The sequence below is a fragment of the Mesorhizobium loti R88b genome, assembly GCF_013170845.1.
Classification (GTDB): domain Bacteria; phylum Pseudomonadota; class Alphaproteobacteria; order Rhizobiales; family Rhizobiaceae; genus Mesorhizobium; species Mesorhizobium loti_B.
Genome location: NZ_CP033367.1, coordinates 3,397,513 through 3,413,939, shown reverse-complemented (window position 1 = coordinate 3,413,939; position 16,427 = coordinate 3,397,513). Strand labels below are relative to the sequence as shown.

The following is a 16,427-nucleotide window of genomic DNA, read 5'->3' as shown; positions in this document are numbered from 1 at the left end:
GCCTCAGCTCACATGACGTGGATCATCTGAAGGGCGAGCACCAGCGTCTCTCCGTCCCGATCGAGATCGAATGTGGCGGTCACATCGCTCCAGTAGCCATCGAGCGGCATGTCGAACCAGACAGAAATGTAGGGCTCGCCATCGGGCAGCGTGTCGCGGTCGACCTTATGCCGGGGCCACGGGTTGTTGACCGGCTCGTCGCCCGGATAATACCGGGCCGAAGCCAGAGGCGTCACCTTGTGTACCCGCTCAGCGGGTTCGGGGTGGCCATATCCCGCTATCGTCCTTTGCAGGAGGTCGGCGGTCCAGTCCGGCGCATGGACCATGGCCAGCGCGCCCTCATAGTCCTCGGCAGCCAGCGTGTCGCTCCACCTGCGAACAACCGCCAGGATATCCTCATCGGAGGCGTCCTGGGCAAAGCGCACCAGCGCCGTTTTCATATCGGACACGACATTCTCCGGTCAGGTACCAGTGCTAGCGTGACGGCTACCGGTTTGAAAATCAACCAGGCTTTGCCTGGCCCGGGCTTCACGCCTATAATCGGCGATCGCGGTCGGAGGGCGGTACAGTGGGAGACCAAAAAGCACGCGAACAGCGCTCGCCGCCAGCGGACAAGGAGCTCTCCTATGAGCGCGACGGCCGCGATGGCTACGGCGAGAACAACAAATCGAAACGCAAGGCCATTCCCCTGTTCAAGGCGCGGTCCAATCGCCAGGGCCGCCATGGTGCCAAGATCGCCATCGCCGACATGACAGGCGAAGAGCGCGACGTCGACGACGCGAAACTTCGGGCTGCCGACTTCAAGGCTTCGACACCGTGGAAGACCAAGTCGCCGGACATTCCGCTGGGTGACTATCTGAAGCGGAAGCGGAAGGGCTAGCCTGTGCCGGCTTCAGGCGGATTGGCATGACTGTCCCCGGCGCCTTCTCGATCATCACAATCATGCTGGTCCTGGTCGCCGTGGTGCCGATCTGGCCGTGGTCGCGCGGCTGGGCGTGGCGGCCGGCTGGAATCGTGGCGGCGATCCTGCTGGTGCTGCTGGTCCTGCTGTTCGCCAACAGGATCTAAGGCCGTGCTTCGGATCGGAAACGCCGCTGGCGCGTTTGATCAGAGAGCAACCGAGGGAAAGCACCATGAACGTCGCCAATCTGCAACTCGAAGGCCTGCTGATGGCCGTCGCATCGATAAACCATGTCCTGGTCCGTAAGGGCGTGCTGACATCGCAGGAGATCGACATTGCCTTGCGCAAGGCCGAGGCCGGCGAAACCGGTGAGGAGCGGTCCGGGGGCATGTCGGCATCAAGCCGCGACGCCGTCAATTTCCCGATCCGGCTGCTGGAGCTCGCCAATCAATGCCAGCCGGAGGCGGACATGCCGTCATTCTCCAAACTGGCCCGCATGGTCGGCCAGATGAAGGAGCCCTACAACGACCAGCTGTAGGGTCAGGACGCAACTTTCGAACCTTTGACGCTGGCCTGCCCAAGCCTGGCGTTTTCGCGTCTATCCATGTTCACGCGCCGTCGCCTATAACAGCCGGATGCCAGGGCCATCCCACCTCCCCCGCAACCGCCTGGACGCGCTGGTCGACGGCATCCTCGCCATCACCATGACGCTGCTCGTCTTCGGGCTCAAGCTGCCCGACGACATCCATGGCAATCTGTTCGGCGCGCTTGGCGAACTGCGGCCGAAGATCGTCTCCTGGGTGGTCTCCTTCCTCATCCTGGCGCTGTGCTGGCAGCGCCATGTCATCGACTTCCGCCAGGTCGGGCATGTCGACGGGCGGCTGTTCCGGCTGGTCGTGCTCTGGCTGCTGGTCACCAGTGTCGTGCCGTTCACGACGACGCTGATCGGCGAGCATGACGAGCTCGTGCAATCGCACATCGTCTACGCCATCAACATCACCGCCATCCAGCTTGTCGCCGTGCTGCGCGACCTGCACCTGAGGGCCCATCCGGACCTGTTCCTCGACGGCAAGGCCGAAGGCCACGAGGTCGGCTGGCGGCCGGCCCTGATCATCGGCCTCAGCGCGCTGGCCAGCGTAGGCGTCGCCTTCTGGCGACCGACCGAGGCGTCGCTTGCCTATCTCTTGATCTGGCCGCTGACGCTGCTCGCCAACCGGCTGAGGCCACGCTAGGCCATGCAGCCCGACGAACGGCTTCAACGCCTGATCGACGACTGCTACGCGGCGTTTGCTCTTTACCCACGGCCGCTCGCCATGCACGCCTCGCCATTGCGCGATCCCGTCGCGTTGCTGAAGACGCTGAGTTCCGCCCCGTTGCGAGAACTGACCGGCGAGCAGATCGGCCCCTATGCCGGTTACGCACTGACAACAGTCGGCGACGTTGACGACTACAAGCATTTCCTGCCGCGCATTCTTGAGCAGGCTGTCTATGAGCCGCAGTGGATGGGCACCGACCCACCGATCATCGCGCAGCGTTTGAAGAGAGGCAAATGGCTGGAGTGGCCGGTTAATGAGCAGGCCGGGATCCGCGCGCTGTTTGCCGGCGCCTGGTCGCAGGCCCTTCAGCAAGATCCTGATGAGGAGGAAGCCGACAGCTGGATTTGCGGCACCGCCTGTCTCGATCTCGATTTGGAGGCGATGATGGAGAAATGGCTTGCCGCACCGTCGATCAATGCCTCGCTACAGCTCGCCAACTTCGTGCAGACGGGGGCAAGATTCGTGTTCGAGAACGATACCGCCGAGCGTGCCTTCTGGAGCTATGTGGACGAAGTGAAAATCCACCAGATGCGGCGTTGGCTTCTTGGCCAGCCGGTGCATCAGCTGTTGCTGACGGCACGCGGCCGCACCCCACCTTCCCGTCTGTGGCTTGTGGAGAAAGCGCTTGAAGGGCTGGCGGATTTCAGGCCGGCCAGGCTGCAATAACGCTTGGCCGCCTCGCCTCGCCTCAAGCCCTTCCCGGCCAGCCCAGGTTCACTGCCAGCACCCTGCCCGGCCCGTGCACCGCGGCGAACAGCAATCCGGCCATGAACGAAAAATGGTCGACGAAGAAGCCGAACTCGTCCTGGTTGGCGGCCCAATGGCTGGGTCCGTGGAAGGCAAAGGCCAGGAACAGCACATAGGCCGCGGCCACAAGGGCCGCCTGGGTGAAGAAGGCGCCGCTCAGGAAACACAGCACCAGCGCCACCTCCAGGATCGCCGCACACCAGGCGAGTAAGAGCGGGAAGGGAAAGCCGGCGGCGGCGATGTAGCCCGCGGTGGCGCCCATGCCCATGAACTTGAAGGTCACCGCCATCAGGAAGACGGCGGCAAAGATCAGGCGGGCAATGAGAAGGGCCGCGGTCTGCCACGGCGATTGATTGATGTCCGGCATGCTGTCTCTCCAGGGTTTGCGATGGCTTCCGACCCAAGGACGAGCGACGCCGTGCAGTTCCGACACCGGCCTGAATTTTTTGTCGGCAAGCGCTGCCGCGCCGGATATCGGCACCGGTCTGGAGACCGCGAGCAGGATGTTGTCGCCGGGGCTCGAGCCTTGCAGCATCTGGCTCCGGAGGATATGCCTCGCAAGGGGTGCTTGATAAGTTTGTGTGGAGAGCCAGCGAATGGCGACGGTCCGATATCTCGTCAGCGATGTCGAGTTGGCGATAGCATTTTACACCAGGCATCTGGATTTCGTGCTGCAGCAGCAGTTCGGTCCGGCGATGGCCATCCTGAAACGCGACGACCTGACGTTCTGGCTTGCCGGCCCGATGGCGTCGGCGGCGAGACCGATGCCAGATGGCCGCACGCCCGAACCAGGCGGCTGGAACCGCATCGTGCTGGAGGTCCAGGACCTGCCGGCGCTCGCCGCCCGGATGCGCGAGGTCGGCGTGCGGTTCCGCAACGAGATTGTCGACGGCCCAGGCGGGAGCCAGATCCTTTGCGAAGACCCGTCCGGCAACGTCGTCGAGCTTTTTGAACCAAGGGCATGATCCCTCCCGAGCCGCGGGGTGCCGGTCATGGTCTGGATCGTTGACGCTGCGCGCTCCTTCCGCGCCAGTGAAATCGGATTATTTCGGTTTGCCGGCTGATGTTATAATGGCGCCCGCTCACAGGGGGAATCCGACATGGCCAAAGCCTTGACCATCGGCGCGCCGCAGCATCCGGCACTGAGCGCCGCCTATGAACAGGACTGCAGGGAGATGCTGATCCCCCATCTCGACGCCCTCCTCGACAAGGTCGAGGCCGCCGGCTGGGATCGCGGCCAGGCCGCCTCGGCGCTCATGTATCTCGCAGCCAGGCGGCTGAAGCCGGCCTGAGGCCACAAATCACCGTCAGTTGCGGCACAATCACCTTATTCTCGAAGCCTGGTCGCCACGAAATCATGAAACTTGTTCGTAACCAAGATCGTGGTATTGTTAGCTGGGGCTAATGCACAGGCATGTCTTGTGCAGTGTTGGGTAGGGTAAAAAATTGGGCGCGAGCGTTAAGTTAGGGGCGAGATCCTATCTCGTCCGGTCATCGGTCATTGAGTGCGAAGGCTGCGGCGGCACCGGGCAGGTTTTCCAATGCCCGCGCTGGACAAGCTCCAACGGCCTTTGCTGTCCCGCCGGCACGCACCAGCGCGGCTGCCCCGGCGCCAGCGCGCCTTGCACCGAATGCCGCGACACCGATCGCCACGGCGCCGACGCGGCCCATCCCTCGGCCTGATTAGGCAGCTCTTGGGTCCCCTCGCGGCAGGCTTCGGCGGCCGGCCATGGAACCAGCAGCGCCGCTCGCTGTTATGTCTGACCGCGGCATCCTATATACCGGTGTCCGCGCGATCATGCGGCTGACAGAAAGCGAGGCCTGACATGCCCGACGACAAATCCAAGACCAAACAGGACCGCAAGCTGGTTTCGAGCGAGGAGACCTACGAGGTTGCCGCCTTCGCGCGCAAATACGGCATCCCGCAGAGCGAAGCCCAGACCATCATCAAGCGCTACGGCCCTTCGCGCAAGAAGCTCGACAACCACATGGCCGCGCGCGGCTAGAAGGCGGCGTCGGCTGCCGCCAACCATGTCGTCGGCATGCCGACGAAGCCAGACTGGCGAGAACGGAGGGCCGCGATCATGTCCGACACTATAAGCAGGACCGGCAGTTGCCTGTGCGGCGGCGTGCACTTCGTCGTCACCGGCCAGCCGATACGGGTCGGGCTGTGCCACTGCAAGGATTGCCGCAAGGCCGGTGGCTCTGCCTACTCGGCCTTTGCCATCTGGCCGCGCGACGCCTTCGAGGCATCGGGCGAAGTCGCCACCTACGGCACGCGCAGCTTCTGCCCGACCTGCGGCGGTCGTGTATCCTTTGTCGGTGACGACGAGGTCGAGGTGATGCTCGGCAGCCTCGATGTCGCGCCGACCGACCTCGCCCCCGAATACGAATTGTGGATCACCCGGCGTGAGACCTGGCTGCACGCTCTGCCCGGCACCGAGCAGTTCGAGCATGACCGGCCCCATGATCGGACAATGCCGAAGGACGACGAACCGCCAGCGCCAAGACCTTTGTCGGACGCCGTCGCGCACGATTGAAAATTCATCTTTCGGGGCCGGAACCCTCCCCGATCGGCGACGTTATCCGGCGCCCCTTCAGTGCACCGTTCTCCCGAACAGGCAGCTCGCTCAGGGGCCAACCTCTATCCGTTACGGAGACGACCGTTGAACGACAAGATGTTTCCCCACCCTGTCCGCCTGAAATTCGCCGCCGAGCGCGAGCGCGTGGTGCGCAGCGCCTGGGAAGGTCTGGAATGCCTCGGCGACTGGCCGGCCGGCCAGGGCCGCCAATACCGGGCGGCGCTGCGCTGCTGCCGCGACGCGCTCGATGGCTGGACGCCGCCGAAAAAGGCGATGCGGGCGATGATCGACGCCGCACGCGAAGCACACATCCTCCAATAGCGGGAAAGCGAATGGCCGATTTGATGCTGTCGACGCCAATACGGATCAGACCACACGGCTCGAACACGATCCGGGACGTCGTCACGCTGAGGGATGCCAGCGAAATCCTGATCGATTGGCCGCAGGCAAAGCGCGGTCCCTTCTATCAGGCCGCGCGAGAGCAGATAGAGGCGGCGCTGAATGGCGATGGCGGCGCGGCGCAAGCTCAGGAAGCCTTTGCCGCCCTATGCAACCATGCCGGCGTGTTGGTTCGCTAATTTTCCGATTGCCATGGACACCACCTAAAAAAGAAGGGCAAGGCGCGTGGCGCCTTGCCCTTCTTTTTTACGGAGACTGCTGATTATTGGGGCGGCTGCTCGCCATGGACGATAGGGCTTTCGTTTCCGATGCCGAAATTCTTGGGGGCCATCAGCATCAGCACGATGACAATGGCGATCGAGGCGAGAAATGTGGCGGTGCTGGCGATATCTCTCACAGTGCCGTCCTTTCAGAATTCGAAGTCCCGACAGAAACGTCCTCGACAAGCCGAGGTTCCGGCAAATTAATCTCTATTAACTTCTACTGGGCAGGCGGCTGGGCCGGCACTTCGCCCGGCTTGATCACCGGTGTCTTGCCCTCGTCGGGCGCCGGCGCGGCGATGCCCTGATCGCCGGTGGCCGGCGGTTTCAGCACCCCGCCGCAATCGCTGAGCTTGTCGGTCAGATTGCCGCCGCCAGGCTGCTGCTTGGCGCCTTGGTCCGACTGCATCCGGCATTTGTCGGCCTGCTGGGCCGGGCTCTGCTGCGGATCCGTCTGTGCCGCTGCCGGCACTGCCAGGGCCAGCATCAGCGAAGCGATGGCGAGAGGTTTCATCTCGGCCTCCTTTTCTTGCACGGCCGCCGGCGGCGGCCTTCCCTTCGCAGGGACAACGCCTGTCTGCCAAAAAGGTTGGCGACCAAAAATCCATCGCATGGATTCTATTCGCGCGGCCGCTTGCCAGACACCGGAGCGGATTTCTTGTCAGATCCTGCCACCGCGCCCGTTCCGAGTTGGAGCCGATGCAGCAAGCCGGCCACGACAAGCACGATCAGCGTACCGAGCCCGGCCACTTGCCAGAGGCCGAGCCCGCAGGCGACACCGATCGCGCCAGCGAGCCACATGCCGGCACCTGTCGTCAGCCCATGCACCTCGCCGCGCGAAAACATGATCGAGCCGGCCGCCAGGAAGGCGACGCCGGCGGTCACGGCTTCGACCACGCGGATCGGATCGACCTTGACCGAGTCCTGCGCGAACATCGGCGCATGGATGATCTCGATCGTCAGGATGCCGAAAGTGGCGGCAGCGACGCAGACGAGAATATGCGTACGCAGTCCGGCGGGGCGGTTGCGCCATTCGCGTTCGAAGCCGATGACCGCGCCGTAAAGCGTCGCCAGCAACAATCGCGCGGCGATGACCGGAAACGAGGTGTAGGTGGGATGGCCGAATTCCTCGACAAGCTGTTCCATGATTTTCCTTTGAATGCCAGAAGCCCACAACGTGAACGGCGTGCTGGAGTTCCGTCCAACAGGGGCACCTGAAACATCCCGGATTTTCGACCTGCGACAGGGAACCTTGCCAAGGGGTCGGAGTTGCGCCTTGACCTCTAGAACAGGAGCAACTGATGACCAGCGACAAAAACGATCTCGACCGCGTCTGGAAGCTGATGGACAAGATAGGCTTCTGCATGCTGGCCACCCGCGAAGGCGAGGACATTCGCTCACGGCCCATGGCAGCGCACACTGTGCGCGAGGAGAACACCATCTATTTCCTGACCGACGCCGACAGCCACAAGGATGATGAGATCGAGGCTGAACCGAATGTCGCCCTGGCCTTTGCCGATTCCAGGGGCCAGAAATATGTCTCCGTCAGCGGCGTGGCGGAGGTTTCCAATGACCGCGCGAAGATCAAGGAATTGTGGTCGACACCCGCAAAAGCCTGGTGGGACAGCGCCGACGATCCGTCGATCCGCGTGCTCAAGGTGACGCCGAAAGACGCCCAGTTCTGGGATAGCCCGGGCACCGTCGTCAGCTACGTTAAAATGCTGGCAGCCGCGGTCAGCGATATCAGGCCGGACATTGGCGATACCGGCAAAGTACGGATGTAGCGGAGATCGGCCGGGCGCTAGCCTCAGCGGGCACAGAACTCAATCTCATCGAGATGGGTCGGGGTTGGCGCCGCCCTTGGCCGTGCCAGCCGCTTTGTCCCTGGAAACTTTCATCACGAAATCACTGGCCGCGACGCTAGGGGTCAGCGAGGCGTCTCTGCCTCGCCTTCGGACGGGACATCTGGCGGATCGGCCCTTTGCGGGCAATCCTCATAGCGATGGTCGCGGGCACCGCAGAAAGAACAGCACATGGCCTCGCGGCCCCCGTCTCCGGGCCGCCATTGCGGTGATTCATAGGGTTTCCTGCTGTCCATGCCCAGCAATGCGCGACGCGCGATTTGGTTGCGCGGCTCCGCGCCACGTCTCGCCACGCACAAGGCACAGTCCGTCGCGGAACCGGCGGACCGATTGTGAGTTTTGTAGAATCACGCCCGGGAGCAATTCCAGAAAAAGTGAATCGGTTTTTATCCGCAATTGCGCCAAGACAGAGAAACAAGACAGAGAGAAACCGCCATGTCCGCTCGTGTTCGCATCCTGTTGATGACCCTTGGCACCGTGCTCGCGGCGACCGGTCTGGCCGAGGCGCGGCCTGACAGCCGCAGCATGAGCTGCGCCGCGATCCAAGCCGCGATCCAGAGCCACCGCGCCGTGGTGCTGACCACAGGACCGAACACCTATGACCGCTATGTCAGGCAGTTCGGCAATGAATGCGACTGGCCCGAAGTGCCGATGTCGGCCTATATCCCTGCCCGCGACGGACACTGCCCGGTCTACAGGTGCGACGAACCCGTGAACAATTTCCCGGAGTGACAGCAGCGGCCTGCACCAATTTTACCTGTGCCAATTTTAACCGCGGATCAGGACCACGTTGATCCTGGCGCCCGAACCGGCTAGGGGTGATGCGCCCTGCCCGCTTCTCCCGCTTCGTCTAATGGTAGGACAGCGCCCTTTGAAGGCGTGAATCGTGGTTCGAGCCCATGAGCGGGAACCAACAATTTCAATGGGTTATGCCCATGGTCAGCCAACGTGACCAATATGAGACGAGTAAGCGGCAGCGTACACATGCGGACTAAGGCGACGCGCCGTCGTGGCCCGATCCCCAAAAACGGGGAGCGGCGAGCTGGTCTATCCAATTTTGGACTGACCCCATAACTGCCGCTCCCCAGCGCTGCCGGCGCGCGGTTCGTGTGCATCGGTTTGTCGTCCCGGCGTCGAGCGGCGATCAGGACTTCTCGTCCCCGTTTGGATTGGGTGCCGGTGCCTCTCGCACGTCTCGCGGTGGCGGATCGACATGTCGGGGTTCTGGCGACGCTTCCTTGTCGGGACGACGGACAGGTGTCTCCTTCGGGTCGGGCCGCGATGGGTCTTTGATCTTGTCTGGCATATCCACTTCCTCCCATCCTCAGAAAACCGGCTCGCTCCCCTCTTGTTCCCGTCTGCCTTTAAAACGCCACGCCACCTGAGGGCAGCGGGCCGCGAACCCGGTGCAACAAACATCGGCATAGCGCGTTGAAGCTCGTCCGAGATGGAGCTTCAAGACATGGATCTGGCAACTTCCGCGGTAATGGTTCTGCTCTCTTGCAACCCTGGCGCCCCATCCGTCTGCAAGCCGATTGATATGGCTCCCACCATTTTTGCATCGCTCGATGAGTGCCAGCTGGCATTGGCTGACAGGCTCGCAACCGCGCCCCATGGGGAAATGGTCGGGCGGTGCCGTTCGGTCGACCCGTCCGCAACAGCTTCATTGCCGGCCGGATATAGGACGGTTGTCGTCACGAGGGGCAAAGGGGCGGATGCCGTCAGCAGCCGGTATATCGTCCTGCACAAGGACTGAAGCCCGCCATAGGCTCGCCGAGAAAACCCCAACGAAATCTCAGCGAGCCAGCCGCCCCGGTACAAGGGACAAAAGGGCGGCCAATTGATCTACGAGTCCGTTATCCACAAAGTTGCCGGAAATCGTCATGCCACCTCATGTCCTGAGTCCGGCTTCCGCGATCACACCATAGGCCAAGGCGGTCACGTGGTTCACATTACAACCACGAGCGGTCGATTCCTCAGGGATGTAGCCACTTAGAAAGCCCGCCGCAGGTCGCTCCTGTGGCGGGCTTTTCCTATTGGGACCAAGGTCTTGGTGCGGCCCGCTTCCTTGCCCAACCAGATCTGTGCCGGGCCGGCCGCCGCCCTTTGTGCCAACTTTGAAGGCGTTAAGCGTGGGTCTGGCCTATGATGAGGGAGCAGCCCTCCTGCGGGCATCCCCAGGGCTTTGAACCGATCTTCCTGAAACCATTTCATCGACCTCGCGTTGACCAACGGGGCATGGCTAGACACAGGAGACATTTCATGACCGTCAACTGCCGCATATCCATCGACAATCGGCCCGACGCCGCCGACGCCATTTTCCAGGCGGTGCCGCGGATCGGAGAAAGCGTTTCGCTGTCGGTCGACGGAAGTCAACAGGACCTGCGGGTCTCACGCGTGGTGCATGTTCCCGGCGGCACACCGGAAGGTGCCGCCATCATCGTCGAAGTGACAACCAATATTCTCTAGGTCGTCGGTTTCGCACTTTTACCGAATTTGCTCTAAATGCCGAAGCCCAGCGCGGCGGCATCGTCCATATCGACGCCGGCTTGCGGCACGATAATCGACGCCAACGGCGCGCTGAGGCGCCAGCTGAGCTGGCCGGGCGACCGCTCCAGGGCGGCGGTCCCACCCAGCGATTGCGGCGCCACCCGCTGCAGGACGACAGTGCCGAAGCCCTTGCGCGTGGTCTCGTCGTGCCCGTCGTCAGGACGAGGCGTGGATGTCTCTTTCCAGAGCAGATGGAATTCACGCCCGGCCGAAGCCCCCGAGCCAGAAGCATCTGAACCCGGATCGCCGGAGCCTATCGTCCAGGTGATTTCGACCCGGCCGTCTTCGCTGCCCAGCGCGCCATATTTGGACGAGTTGGTGCCAAGTTCGTGGAAAGCCATGCCGAGGTTCTGCACCGCATTCGACTGTAGCGTCAGCACCGGGCCGGAGAGCAGGGTCTGCTCCTCGTGGCCGAAGGGCTTCAGATGTTCCTGGATCAGGTCGAACAGGCTGGCGCCCGCCCATTCCGAGGTAACCAGCAGATCGTGCGAACGCGACAGCGCCATGATGCGGGCGCGGATCAGCTCCTCGAACTCGCGCGGATCGCTCGAGCGCTTGCTGGTCTCCCTGACCATAGACAGGATGACCGCGAACTGGTTCTTGACGCGATGATTGACCTCCCGCATCAAGAGCCTGATGCGGCGCTCGCTCTCCTTGGCGGCGGAAATGTCGCGGGCGATCTTCGAAGCGCCGACGATCTCGCCATGGGCGTTCTTGATCGGCGAAACCGTCAGCGAGACGGAGATCAGCGTGCCGTCCTTGCGCTGTCGAATCGTCTCATAGCTCGCCACCCGCTCGCCGTTGCGGACCCTGCCGATGATCTCGGTCTCTTCGCTCTTGAGGTGATCGGGAATGAGCATGAGGATCGATTGGCCGACTGCCTCCTCCGCGCTGTAGCCGAACATGCGTTCGGCCGCCAGGTTCCAGCTCATGACGATGCTGTTCAAATCCTTGCTGATGATGGCATCGAAAGAAGAATCGACAATTGCAGCGAGCCGCCCATCGGCGAGTGTGTCCAGCCTGTCGCTGCGCTTGCTGTCGGCCATCACCGTCTGGAATTCCGCCATTCCCGCTAGGTAGCGCGCTTGCGGCGCAAAGCAATTGCCCGGGGAAAGAATTGCTTCAGGCAAGCCGCCGCTCAGCGAACGTCACATCAACCTGTCGGTTTCGCGCCCTCGCCGTCAGGCAGCACGCCGAAATCCTGCGATTTGACGCCTTGCTCGGCCGTCAGGAATCCGTCCGAGGCGAGGCCGCGCCGCAACAGCTCCCTGACCGCGGCCGAGCGGCTTGGCATGCGCTTGTCGTAGCGCCAGTTTTCCAGCGCCGCCAGTTCGTCGGCGGTGAGCATGATCTGCAGTCGCTCGGGGCGTTCCAGTTCAGCCATGGCGCTTCCTCGCTCAGGACCAAAAATACGTTGAATTAGTACCTTACTCATTCCACTTATAATTAGGTCAAGTCTCATGTTGCGTCAAGGCCGGCCATTACGTGGTCCACACATCACGCTCATGATGAGGATCAAGCGCAGGCCGCGCATTTGTGTAATTCTACTAACTAATTGATTTATTTATGTATTTAACAGATGTTTACTTGTCGTTGATCGGCATCGGGCGCATTGTGCAGCCTGAACAGAAAACCGTTCCCCCCGGGAGGTTTCTATGCGTTACGAATACTCCGCGCAGCTGCGCGACGACGTCAATTCAGCGGTTCTGGCCGCCTTCAACAAGACCGGCATCGTCAACATTACAGCGGTGGCTGAGCGTGTCCGGATCAGCAATCTGGCCGAGAATGTCGCGCTCGAGGACATTGAATATCTGGTCCTCCAGGCAGCCCAATTGCTTGGCGCGGCAATCGAATTCGACGGTCTGAACAGTGGGCTGGCTCTGCCTGGAGACGGCGACGGCGAAGATGACGACAGCGCGATCGCCTCGTTCGATCTTCGTCAGCCGGCCTCGCTGCAATAGACACCCTCGCGCCGCACCGGCCAGCCGCCGAAGGCATCCGCGCGCGAAGCGGCCCGTAAGACGGCGCCGGATGCTGTTGGAATCGAGCCGGCGCCCTATATAGTTCCGGAAGCCCAACCGGAGACCAGCACCCATGACCCTCGCCACACGAAAACTCGGCAGCCAGGGGCTGCAGGTCTCGGCCATTGGTCTCGGCTGCATGGGCATGAGCCAGTCCTACGGCCAGGCCGACGAGGCCGAATCCATCGCCACGCTGCACCGCGCCATCGAGCTTGGCTGCACCTTCCTCGATACGGCGGAAGTCTACGGCCCGCACACCAACGAGGCGCTGCTCGGCCGGGCGCTGAAGGGCAAGCGCGACAAGGTGACCATCGCCACCAAATTCGGCTTCCGCATCGAAAACGACAAGCAGGTCGGCGTCGACAGCCGGCCGCAACACATCCGTGAGGTTGTGGAAGCCTCGCTCGGCCGGCTCGCCACCGACCATATCGACCTGCTCTACCAGCACCGTGTCGACCCTGAGGTGCCGATGGAGGATGTCGCCGGCGCTGTCGGCAAACTTGTCGCCGAAGGCAAGGTGCGCTTCTTCGGCCTGTCGGAGGCAGGTGCCACCAACATCCGCCGGGCGCATGCCGTCTTTCCCGTCTCGGCCGTGCAGAGCGAATATTCGCTGTGGGAGCGCAATCTGGAGCCGCAGATCATCCCGCTGCTGAAGCAGCTCGGCATCGGCCTGGTGCCGTTCTCACCGCTCGGCCGCGGCTTTCTCACCGGCGACGTCAAGCGCGCCGAGGAGTATCCGGAAGGCGACTACCGCCGCAACGACCCGCGCTACCAGGGCGAGAATTACGACGCCAATGTTGAAGCGGCCGCCACGGTGCGCGCCATCGCGGCCGCCCGAGGCGTCAAATCAGGCCAGGTCGCACTGGCCTGGCTGCTCGGCAAAGGCAGCGATTTCGGCATCGATATCGTACCGATCCCCGGCACCAAGCGCAGACAATATCTGGAAGAAAACATCGCCGCCGCCTCGCTGAAACTCGACGCCACCGAAATGGCGGCACTCGACGAAGCGCTCGCGCCAGGAAAAATCGCCGGCCCCCGCTACAACGAGCGCGGCATGGCGATGGTCGATCGGTAGGGGATTGATCCCCAAAGGTGGAATCGGGTTAGGAAAAACACATGGTAAAATACTGAGGTCCATCCCGATTCAATCGGGATGGGCAGGAGCTTTGAGGACAAGACTCTCCAGCTGATTGGTGGTGAGCACGGCCTGCCCAAAGCCAATAGCTGAGAGAACGGGTCCAAAAATGCTACAGAGTTAGGGACCGAAACGCCTTTACCAAGATTGATGGTTCTAAGAAGTAGTTTTCAAGATCGAGTTGCTTAATCATACGGGCGCAACTCTTCTTTCCTAAGTCGCGATAGGCTTCAAATTGGTCTGGGTCGAAGAATTGGTCAGTGGTAGACTGGTGCGGGAAGTCCGGATTCGAGGCTTTGTACCCCTCGGTTGTGAAATCCAGCCCGGTAGTCATGGTAGCCTTCATATATATAAGTGCGCCTTTTGTGTTGTCCTTGTAAGTGATCTCTCCGACGATGTAAGGCGAGCGAGCTAGGAGAGCGCCGCTCGGATAGCTATCGCTATTCCGCCCAATAAGTAATTCTGGGCCTTTCATATCTACAAAGCTCACGAAGGCTCCAAAATCTTCCCGAATACGATTAATAGATGACACCAATGCAGGAAGATGAATTGAGCTATCCTCCTCCGCATCGACCACAACAATCAGTTTGAGCTTTCGCCGAACGAGTTCGTACAAGCCTAAATTCTCAAAATGCCCCCCGTCGGACAACTCCAAGAAGGGGGCTCTGCTATGATTGCCGACGCCAAAAATGCCGCAGGTGAGCACAGGGCGAAAATATGTCGGCATTGCGGTCCAGATCCATTTCGCAAATCTCCTATTCCATTGGGTGATGGCACCGGGATTACCAACCCAGACCCCTAAGCGAATATTAAGCAGTGCCATAGCCGCGGATACAAAGCGTTCCCGGGTAACGCCTGTGCCGATATAGCCAGCATTGGCATTCGCGGCCGCCCCTGATGCCGCCATGGCCGTTGCCAGGGTGAGCGGACCATACCGGTCAAGATAATCTGTTGTCCGAATCCAGCCGGTCGTGGTCGACCCGATCAAATGGGCCGACATAAGAAAATTGTCACCGCCGCGTAGTGCCACCTTCGCGTCCGGATCGTTGATCATAATTGCGTGGGCATTGACCAAATGGTAAGGACGAGTTCGCTCCGTGCGTCCATTGCTAGCCTGCGTGGCAGGTTGATCGATATCTTTAATGGAAAGAATATCGGCAACGTCAGATTTTCGAGCGGTGCCCGTCTCTATAGCCGACAGCATCGGCATAAAAGTTTCCATTAGCCGGTCGCGATAGAACCGATGCAATCCAATGCCGTTTACGCTACTTCTCCAACCGAGGCCAAAAGCGATGAAAAAAAGACAAATCGCGATGATGGCAGGAAAGCTGGTGCCGGGAGGATTGTCAGGACTGACCAGTTCATGGGCGGCAAACTGCGAAACAAGCAGCAGGCCGGCAATAAAAACGACGGAGCCGAGAGGGGCAAGGACTTGCCCGGCTAGCCCAGGAAGCAGGCTCTTTGCTTTTAGGTAGTAGCCGTACAGAGCTGTGACTACGCCGCTTAAGAGCGAAATCAGTCCACCGAGGGAATTGTATAAACTAAGTCCGGGACCAGACAGACCTGCTGTCAATATCGGCAGCGACCCGAGAAACATCATTGTAACAACGAATGGAAGAAAAAAACTGGACCATTTTTCGAACGCACGCCGCAAATGGTACGCGCTGTTAGCCGGGCCAAGCATTTCGCCAATCGCCCATGCGAACACTCCACCACAAGTAAAAGCAATCAAAAGAAGAAACGCCGCCATCATTGGCTGAATTTGGTCGATGCTTCGCCATTTTACAACGACATAGACGAGAACTGCGGCTGCGAGAGTGCAACGGATCACAATCCTAGAAACCGTTCGCAACCAAGAACGTGCACGAATGGTTGAGTCCGTCTGCACGCGACTGAGGAAAGCTAGTAGGATGAGACCCAGAAGAAACAAAATTATCAGAAGTACGGCGAGAGCAATCAAGGCTGCATAGAAAGGCTGGAGACTCAATACTTTCAGCGCCGTCGGGCTGCTGCAATCGTCGAAATTGATGATCCATAGTATATTGCAGCTTGATAGAGACTCGGCGACAGGTTGGGGTGTTATTTCGTGGTCGAAAAATTCAATCATCCCGAACATGAATACAAGCACTGGGAGCCAGACAATCAAACTCAAAATAATGGTGCGGATCACTGCAACGATGAGACCAGCAAATCCAATGCCGTCACCGGACGTGAGGTAGGAGCCATGTCTGCGAAGGAATTCGAGGTTCTTCGCGGCGGCAGATGATGGCTGCGATCCGTCATCTGCGTCTTGATAGGGAAAATTATGAGAGTCCGCGCCAAAGTCAGGGACTGGCGTTTGTGACAGTTGCCGTTCTTCACTGGCACGTTTATTGGACCAAAACCACGAAAGAGCGGATCCTATGTATCCGCCACCGGAAACGGTCGATACGTAGTCGAAACGCTTGAGAAGCCCGCTTGAGGCGAAGACCTGCAGCACGCCTAGGGCGACTATACCAGACCTAATTCCGCCTCCGGAAAGAGCTATGCCTGTTAGATTGGGCTTCGATGCACCCCAGAGGTACGCCATTTCCTCCCGGAGCATATCGTCTTCATCCAAGTGCAATGACGGAATTGGCGATCCGGGCGCCGCTGCTCTCATCTACCCCACCCCG

24 protein-coding genes and 1 tRNA gene are annotated in these 16,427 nt (G+C 60.8%); 17 read left to right on the top strand and 8 right to left on the bottom strand.

The window, feature by feature from the left end; genetic code table 11:
- Positions 1-8: 8 nt before the first annotated feature.
- Positions 9-449, bottom strand: a complete 441-nt coding sequence (locus EB235_RS16685; protein WP_155256331.1) for a hypothetical protein — start codon at positions 447-449, stop codon at positions 9-11.
- Positions 450-568: 119 nt separating this feature from the next.
- Between EB235_RS16685 and EB235_RS16680 the strand changes: the two genes are divergently transcribed.
- The 5 genes from EB235_RS16680 (at position 569) to EB235_RS16660 (ending at position 2,883) form a co-directional block, all read left to right on the top strand.
- Positions 569-880 (top strand): hypothetical protein, encoded by a 312-nt coding sequence (locus EB235_RS16680; RefSeq protein ID WP_027029923.1) that lies wholly within the window; start codon positions 569-571, stop codon positions 878-880.
- Positions 881-906: 26 nt separating this feature from the next.
- On the top strand, positions 907-1,068 hold the full coding sequence (locus EB235_RS16675) for a DUF3309 family protein (RefSeq protein WP_032925442.1): 162 nt from the start codon (positions 907-909) through the stop codon (positions 1,066-1,068).
- A 65-nt stretch (positions 1,069-1,133) separates the two neighbouring features.
- On the top strand, positions 1,134-1,439 hold the full coding sequence (locus EB235_RS16670) for a hypothetical protein (protein ID WP_027029924.1): 306 nt from the start codon (positions 1,134-1,136) through the stop codon (positions 1,437-1,439).
- Between the two features lie 97 nt (positions 1,440-1,536).
- Positions 1,537-2,133: a TMEM175 family protein gene (locus tag EB235_RS16665; RefSeq protein WP_051429603.1), complete on the top strand. Its 597-nt coding sequence runs from the start codon at positions 1,537-1,539 to the stop codon at positions 2,131-2,133.
- Between the two features lie 3 nt (positions 2,134-2,136).
- Complete coding sequence (locus EB235_RS16660) at positions 2,137-2,883, top strand: hypothetical protein (protein WP_027029925.1); 747 nt, start codon at positions 2,137-2,139, stop codon at positions 2,881-2,883.
- A 22-nt stretch (positions 2,884-2,905) separates the two neighbouring features.
- Here EB235_RS16660 and EB235_RS16655 read toward each other — a convergent pair whose 3' ends face one another.
- The gene (locus tag EB235_RS16655; RefSeq protein WP_027029926.1) at positions 2,906-3,331 is read right to left on the bottom strand and encodes a DoxX family protein; all 426 of its coding nucleotides are present in this window, start codon (positions 3,329-3,331) and stop codon (positions 2,906-2,908) included.
- A gap of 229 nt (positions 3,332-3,560) precedes the next feature.
- On the opposite strand from EB235_RS16655, the gene EB235_RS16650 reads away from it, so the two are divergent.
- The 6 genes from EB235_RS16650 to EB235_RS16625 all read left to right on the top strand — a co-directional run bounded on the left by EB235_RS16650 (position 3,561) and on the right by EB235_RS16625 (position 6,124).
- Positions 3,561-3,929 (top strand): VOC family protein, encoded by a 369-nt coding sequence (locus tag EB235_RS16650; RefSeq protein WP_027029927.1) that lies wholly within the window; start codon positions 3,561-3,563, stop codon positions 3,927-3,929.
- A 135-nt stretch (positions 3,930-4,064) separates the two neighbouring features.
- Positions 4,065-4,256, top strand: a complete 192-nt coding sequence (locus EB235_RS16645) for a hypothetical protein (RefSeq protein WP_027029928.1) — start codon at positions 4,065-4,067, stop codon at positions 4,254-4,256.
- 534 nt (positions 4,257-4,790) lie between these two features.
- Positions 4,791-4,970, top strand: a complete 180-nt coding sequence (locus EB235_RS16640) for a DUF3606 domain-containing protein (protein WP_015317039.1) — start codon at positions 4,791-4,793, stop codon at positions 4,968-4,970.
- A 78-nt stretch (positions 4,971-5,048) separates the two neighbouring features.
- Positions 5,049-5,504: a GFA family protein gene (locus EB235_RS16635; RefSeq protein WP_027029930.1), complete on the top strand. Its 456-nt coding sequence runs from the start codon at positions 5,049-5,051 to the stop codon at positions 5,502-5,504.
- Between the two features lie 126 nt (positions 5,505-5,630).
- A complete protein-coding gene (locus EB235_RS16630) occupies positions 5,631-5,867 on the top strand; it encodes a DUF982 domain-containing protein (RefSeq protein ID WP_027029931.1) in 237 nt (78 codons plus the stop codon).
- Positions 5,868-5,878: 11 nt separating this feature from the next.
- A complete protein-coding gene (locus EB235_RS16625; RefSeq protein WP_027029932.1) occupies positions 5,879-6,124 on the top strand; it encodes a DUF982 domain-containing protein in 246 nt (81 codons plus the stop codon).
- A gap of 83 nt (positions 6,125-6,207) precedes the next feature.
- Here EB235_RS16625 and EB235_RS35100 read toward each other — a convergent pair whose 3' ends face one another.
- From EB235_RS35100 to EB235_RS16615, 3 genes are all read right to left on the bottom strand, one after another.
- Entirely contained in the window at positions 6,208-6,342 is a 135-nt protein-coding gene (locus EB235_RS35100; protein WP_275451159.1) for a hypothetical protein, read from the bottom strand.
- An 83-nt stretch (positions 6,343-6,425) separates the two neighbouring features.
- Positions 6,426-6,719 (bottom strand): hypothetical protein, encoded by a 294-nt coding sequence (locus tag EB235_RS16620; protein WP_027029933.1) that lies wholly within the window; start codon positions 6,717-6,719, stop codon positions 6,426-6,428.
- 104 nt (positions 6,720-6,823) lie between these two features.
- Entirely contained in the window at positions 6,824-7,351 is a 528-nt protein-coding gene (locus EB235_RS16615) for an MgtC/SapB family protein (protein ID WP_027029934.1), read from the bottom strand.
- 155 nt (positions 7,352-7,506) lie between these two features.
- Here EB235_RS16615 and EB235_RS16610 point away from each other — a divergent pair, with 155 nt between their 5' ends.
- The 4 genes from EB235_RS16610 to EB235_RS16595 all read left to right on the top strand — a co-directional run bounded on the left by EB235_RS16610 (position 7,507) and on the right by EB235_RS16595 (position 10,536).
- Positions 7,507-7,989: a pyridoxamine 5'-phosphate oxidase family protein gene (locus EB235_RS16610; protein WP_027029935.1), complete on the top strand. Its 483-nt coding sequence runs from the start codon at positions 7,507-7,509 to the stop codon at positions 7,987-7,989.
- A gap of 513 nt (positions 7,990-8,502) precedes the next feature.
- On the top strand, positions 8,503-8,799 hold the full coding sequence (locus tag EB235_RS16605) for a hypothetical protein (protein ID WP_027029936.1): 297 nt from the start codon (positions 8,503-8,505) through the stop codon (positions 8,797-8,799).
- Between the two features lie 107 nt (positions 8,800-8,906).
- Positions 8,907-8,980 (top strand) — tRNA-Gln (locus EB235_RS16600).
- 1,349 nt (positions 8,981-10,329) lie between these two features.
- On the top strand, positions 10,330-10,536 hold the full coding sequence (locus EB235_RS16595) for a hypothetical protein (RefSeq protein ID WP_027029938.1): 207 nt from the start codon (positions 10,330-10,332) through the stop codon (positions 10,534-10,536).
- Between the two features lie 32 nt (positions 10,537-10,568).
- Here the strand turns inward: EB235_RS16595 and EB235_RS16590 are convergent, their stop codons facing one another.
- Both EB235_RS16590 and EB235_RS16585 read right to left on the bottom strand, forming a co-directional pair.
- Positions 10,569-11,684, bottom strand: coding sequence for a PAS domain S-box protein (locus tag EB235_RS16590; RefSeq protein ID WP_027029939.1), 1,116 nt, complete (start codon positions 11,682-11,684; stop codon positions 10,569-10,571).
- 86 nt (positions 11,685-11,770) lie between these two features.
- On the bottom strand, positions 11,771-12,001 hold the full coding sequence (locus EB235_RS16585) for a hypothetical protein (protein ID WP_027029940.1): 231 nt from the start codon (positions 11,999-12,001) through the stop codon (positions 11,771-11,773).
- Positions 12,002-12,272: 271 nt separating this feature from the next.
- Here EB235_RS16585 and EB235_RS16580 point away from each other — a divergent pair, with 271 nt between their 5' ends.
- Both EB235_RS16580 and EB235_RS16575 read left to right on the top strand, forming a co-directional pair.
- Positions 12,273-12,578: a hypothetical protein gene (locus EB235_RS16580; protein ID WP_027029941.1), complete on the top strand. Its 306-nt coding sequence runs from the start codon at positions 12,273-12,275 to the stop codon at positions 12,576-12,578.
- 133 nt (positions 12,579-12,711) lie between these two features.
- Complete coding sequence (locus EB235_RS16575; RefSeq protein WP_027029942.1) at positions 12,712-13,713, top strand: aldo/keto reductase; 1,002 nt, start codon at positions 12,712-12,714, stop codon at positions 13,711-13,713.
- 172 nt (positions 13,714-13,885) lie between these two features.
- Here the strand turns inward: EB235_RS16575 and EB235_RS16570 are convergent, their stop codons facing one another.
- Positions 13,886-16,414, bottom strand: coding sequence for a patatin-like phospholipase family protein (locus EB235_RS16570; protein ID WP_167334856.1), 2,529 nt, complete (start codon positions 16,412-16,414; stop codon positions 13,886-13,888).
- Positions 16,415-16,427 lie beyond the last annotated feature (13 nt).

What these genes read in the sequence shown, in the direction of transcription:
- EB235_RS16595 (WP_027029938.1), top strand. Translation starts at nt 10,330, where the DNA reads ATGACCGTCAACTGCCGCATATCCATCGACAATCGGCCCGACGCCGCC.
- EB235_RS16615 (WP_027029934.1), bottom strand. Translation starts at nt 7,351, where the DNA reads ATGGAACAGCTTGTCGAGGAATTCGGCCATCCCACCTACACCTCGTTT.
- EB235_RS16625 (WP_027029932.1), top strand. Translation starts at nt 5,879, where the DNA reads ATGGCCGATTTGATGCTGTCGACGCCAATACGGATCAGACCACACGGC.
- EB235_RS16605 (WP_027029936.1), top strand. Translation starts at nt 8,503, where the DNA reads ATGTCCGCTCGTGTTCGCATCCTGTTGATGACCCTTGGCACCGTGCTC.
- EB235_RS16670 (WP_027029924.1), top strand. Translation starts at nt 1,134, where the DNA reads ATGAACGTCGCCAATCTGCAACTCGAAGGCCTGCTGATGGCCGTCGCA.
- EB235_RS16580 (WP_027029941.1), top strand. Translation starts at nt 12,273, where the DNA reads ATGCGTTACGAATACTCCGCGCAGCTGCGCGACGACGTCAATTCAGCG.
- EB235_RS16575 (WP_027029942.1), top strand. Translation starts at nt 12,712, where the DNA reads ATGACCCTCGCCACACGAAAACTCGGCAGCCAGGGGCTGCAGGTCTCG.
- EB235_RS16645 (WP_027029928.1), top strand. Translation starts at nt 4,065, where the DNA reads ATGGCCAAAGCCTTGACCATCGGCGCGCCGCAGCATCCGGCACTGAGC.
- EB235_RS16610 (WP_027029935.1), top strand. Translation starts at nt 7,507, where the DNA reads ATGACCAGCGACAAAAACGATCTCGACCGCGTCTGGAAGCTGATGGAC.
- EB235_RS16585 (WP_027029940.1), bottom strand. Translation starts at nt 12,001, where the DNA reads ATGGCTGAACTGGAACGCCCCGAGCGACTGCAGATCATGCTCACCGCC.
- EB235_RS16635 (WP_027029930.1), top strand. Translation starts at nt 5,049, where the DNA reads ATGTCCGACACTATAAGCAGGACCGGCAGTTGCCTGTGCGGCGGCGTG.
- EB235_RS16570 (WP_167334856.1), bottom strand. Translation starts at nt 16,414, where the DNA reads ATGAGAGCAGCGGCGCCCGGATCGCCAATTCCGTCATTGCACTTGGAT.
- EB235_RS16620 (WP_027029933.1), bottom strand. Translation starts at nt 6,719, where the DNA reads ATGAAACCTCTCGCCATCGCTTCGCTGATGCTGGCCCTGGCAGTGCCG.
- EB235_RS16650 (WP_027029927.1), top strand. Translation starts at nt 3,561, where the DNA reads ATGGCGACGGTCCGATATCTCGTCAGCGATGTCGAGTTGGCGATAGCA.
- EB235_RS16655 (WP_027029926.1), bottom strand. Translation starts at nt 3,331, where the DNA reads ATGCCGGACATCAATCAATCGCCGTGGCAGACCGCGGCCCTTCTCATT.
- EB235_RS16660 (WP_027029925.1), top strand. Translation starts at nt 2,137, where the DNA reads ATGCAGCCCGACGAACGGCTTCAACGCCTGATCGACGACTGCTACGCG.
- EB235_RS16675 (WP_032925442.1), top strand. Translation starts at nt 907, where the DNA reads ATGACTGTCCCCGGCGCCTTCTCGATCATCACAATCATGCTGGTCCTG.
- EB235_RS16640 (WP_015317039.1), top strand. Translation starts at nt 4,791, where the DNA reads ATGCCCGACGACAAATCCAAGACCAAACAGGACCGCAAGCTGGTTTCG.
- EB235_RS16590 (WP_027029939.1), bottom strand. Translation starts at nt 11,684, where the DNA reads ATGGCGGAATTCCAGACGGTGATGGCCGACAGCAAGCGCAGCGACAGG.
- EB235_RS16665 (WP_051429603.1), top strand. Translation starts at nt 1,537, where the DNA reads ATGCCAGGGCCATCCCACCTCCCCCGCAACCGCCTGGACGCGCTGGTC.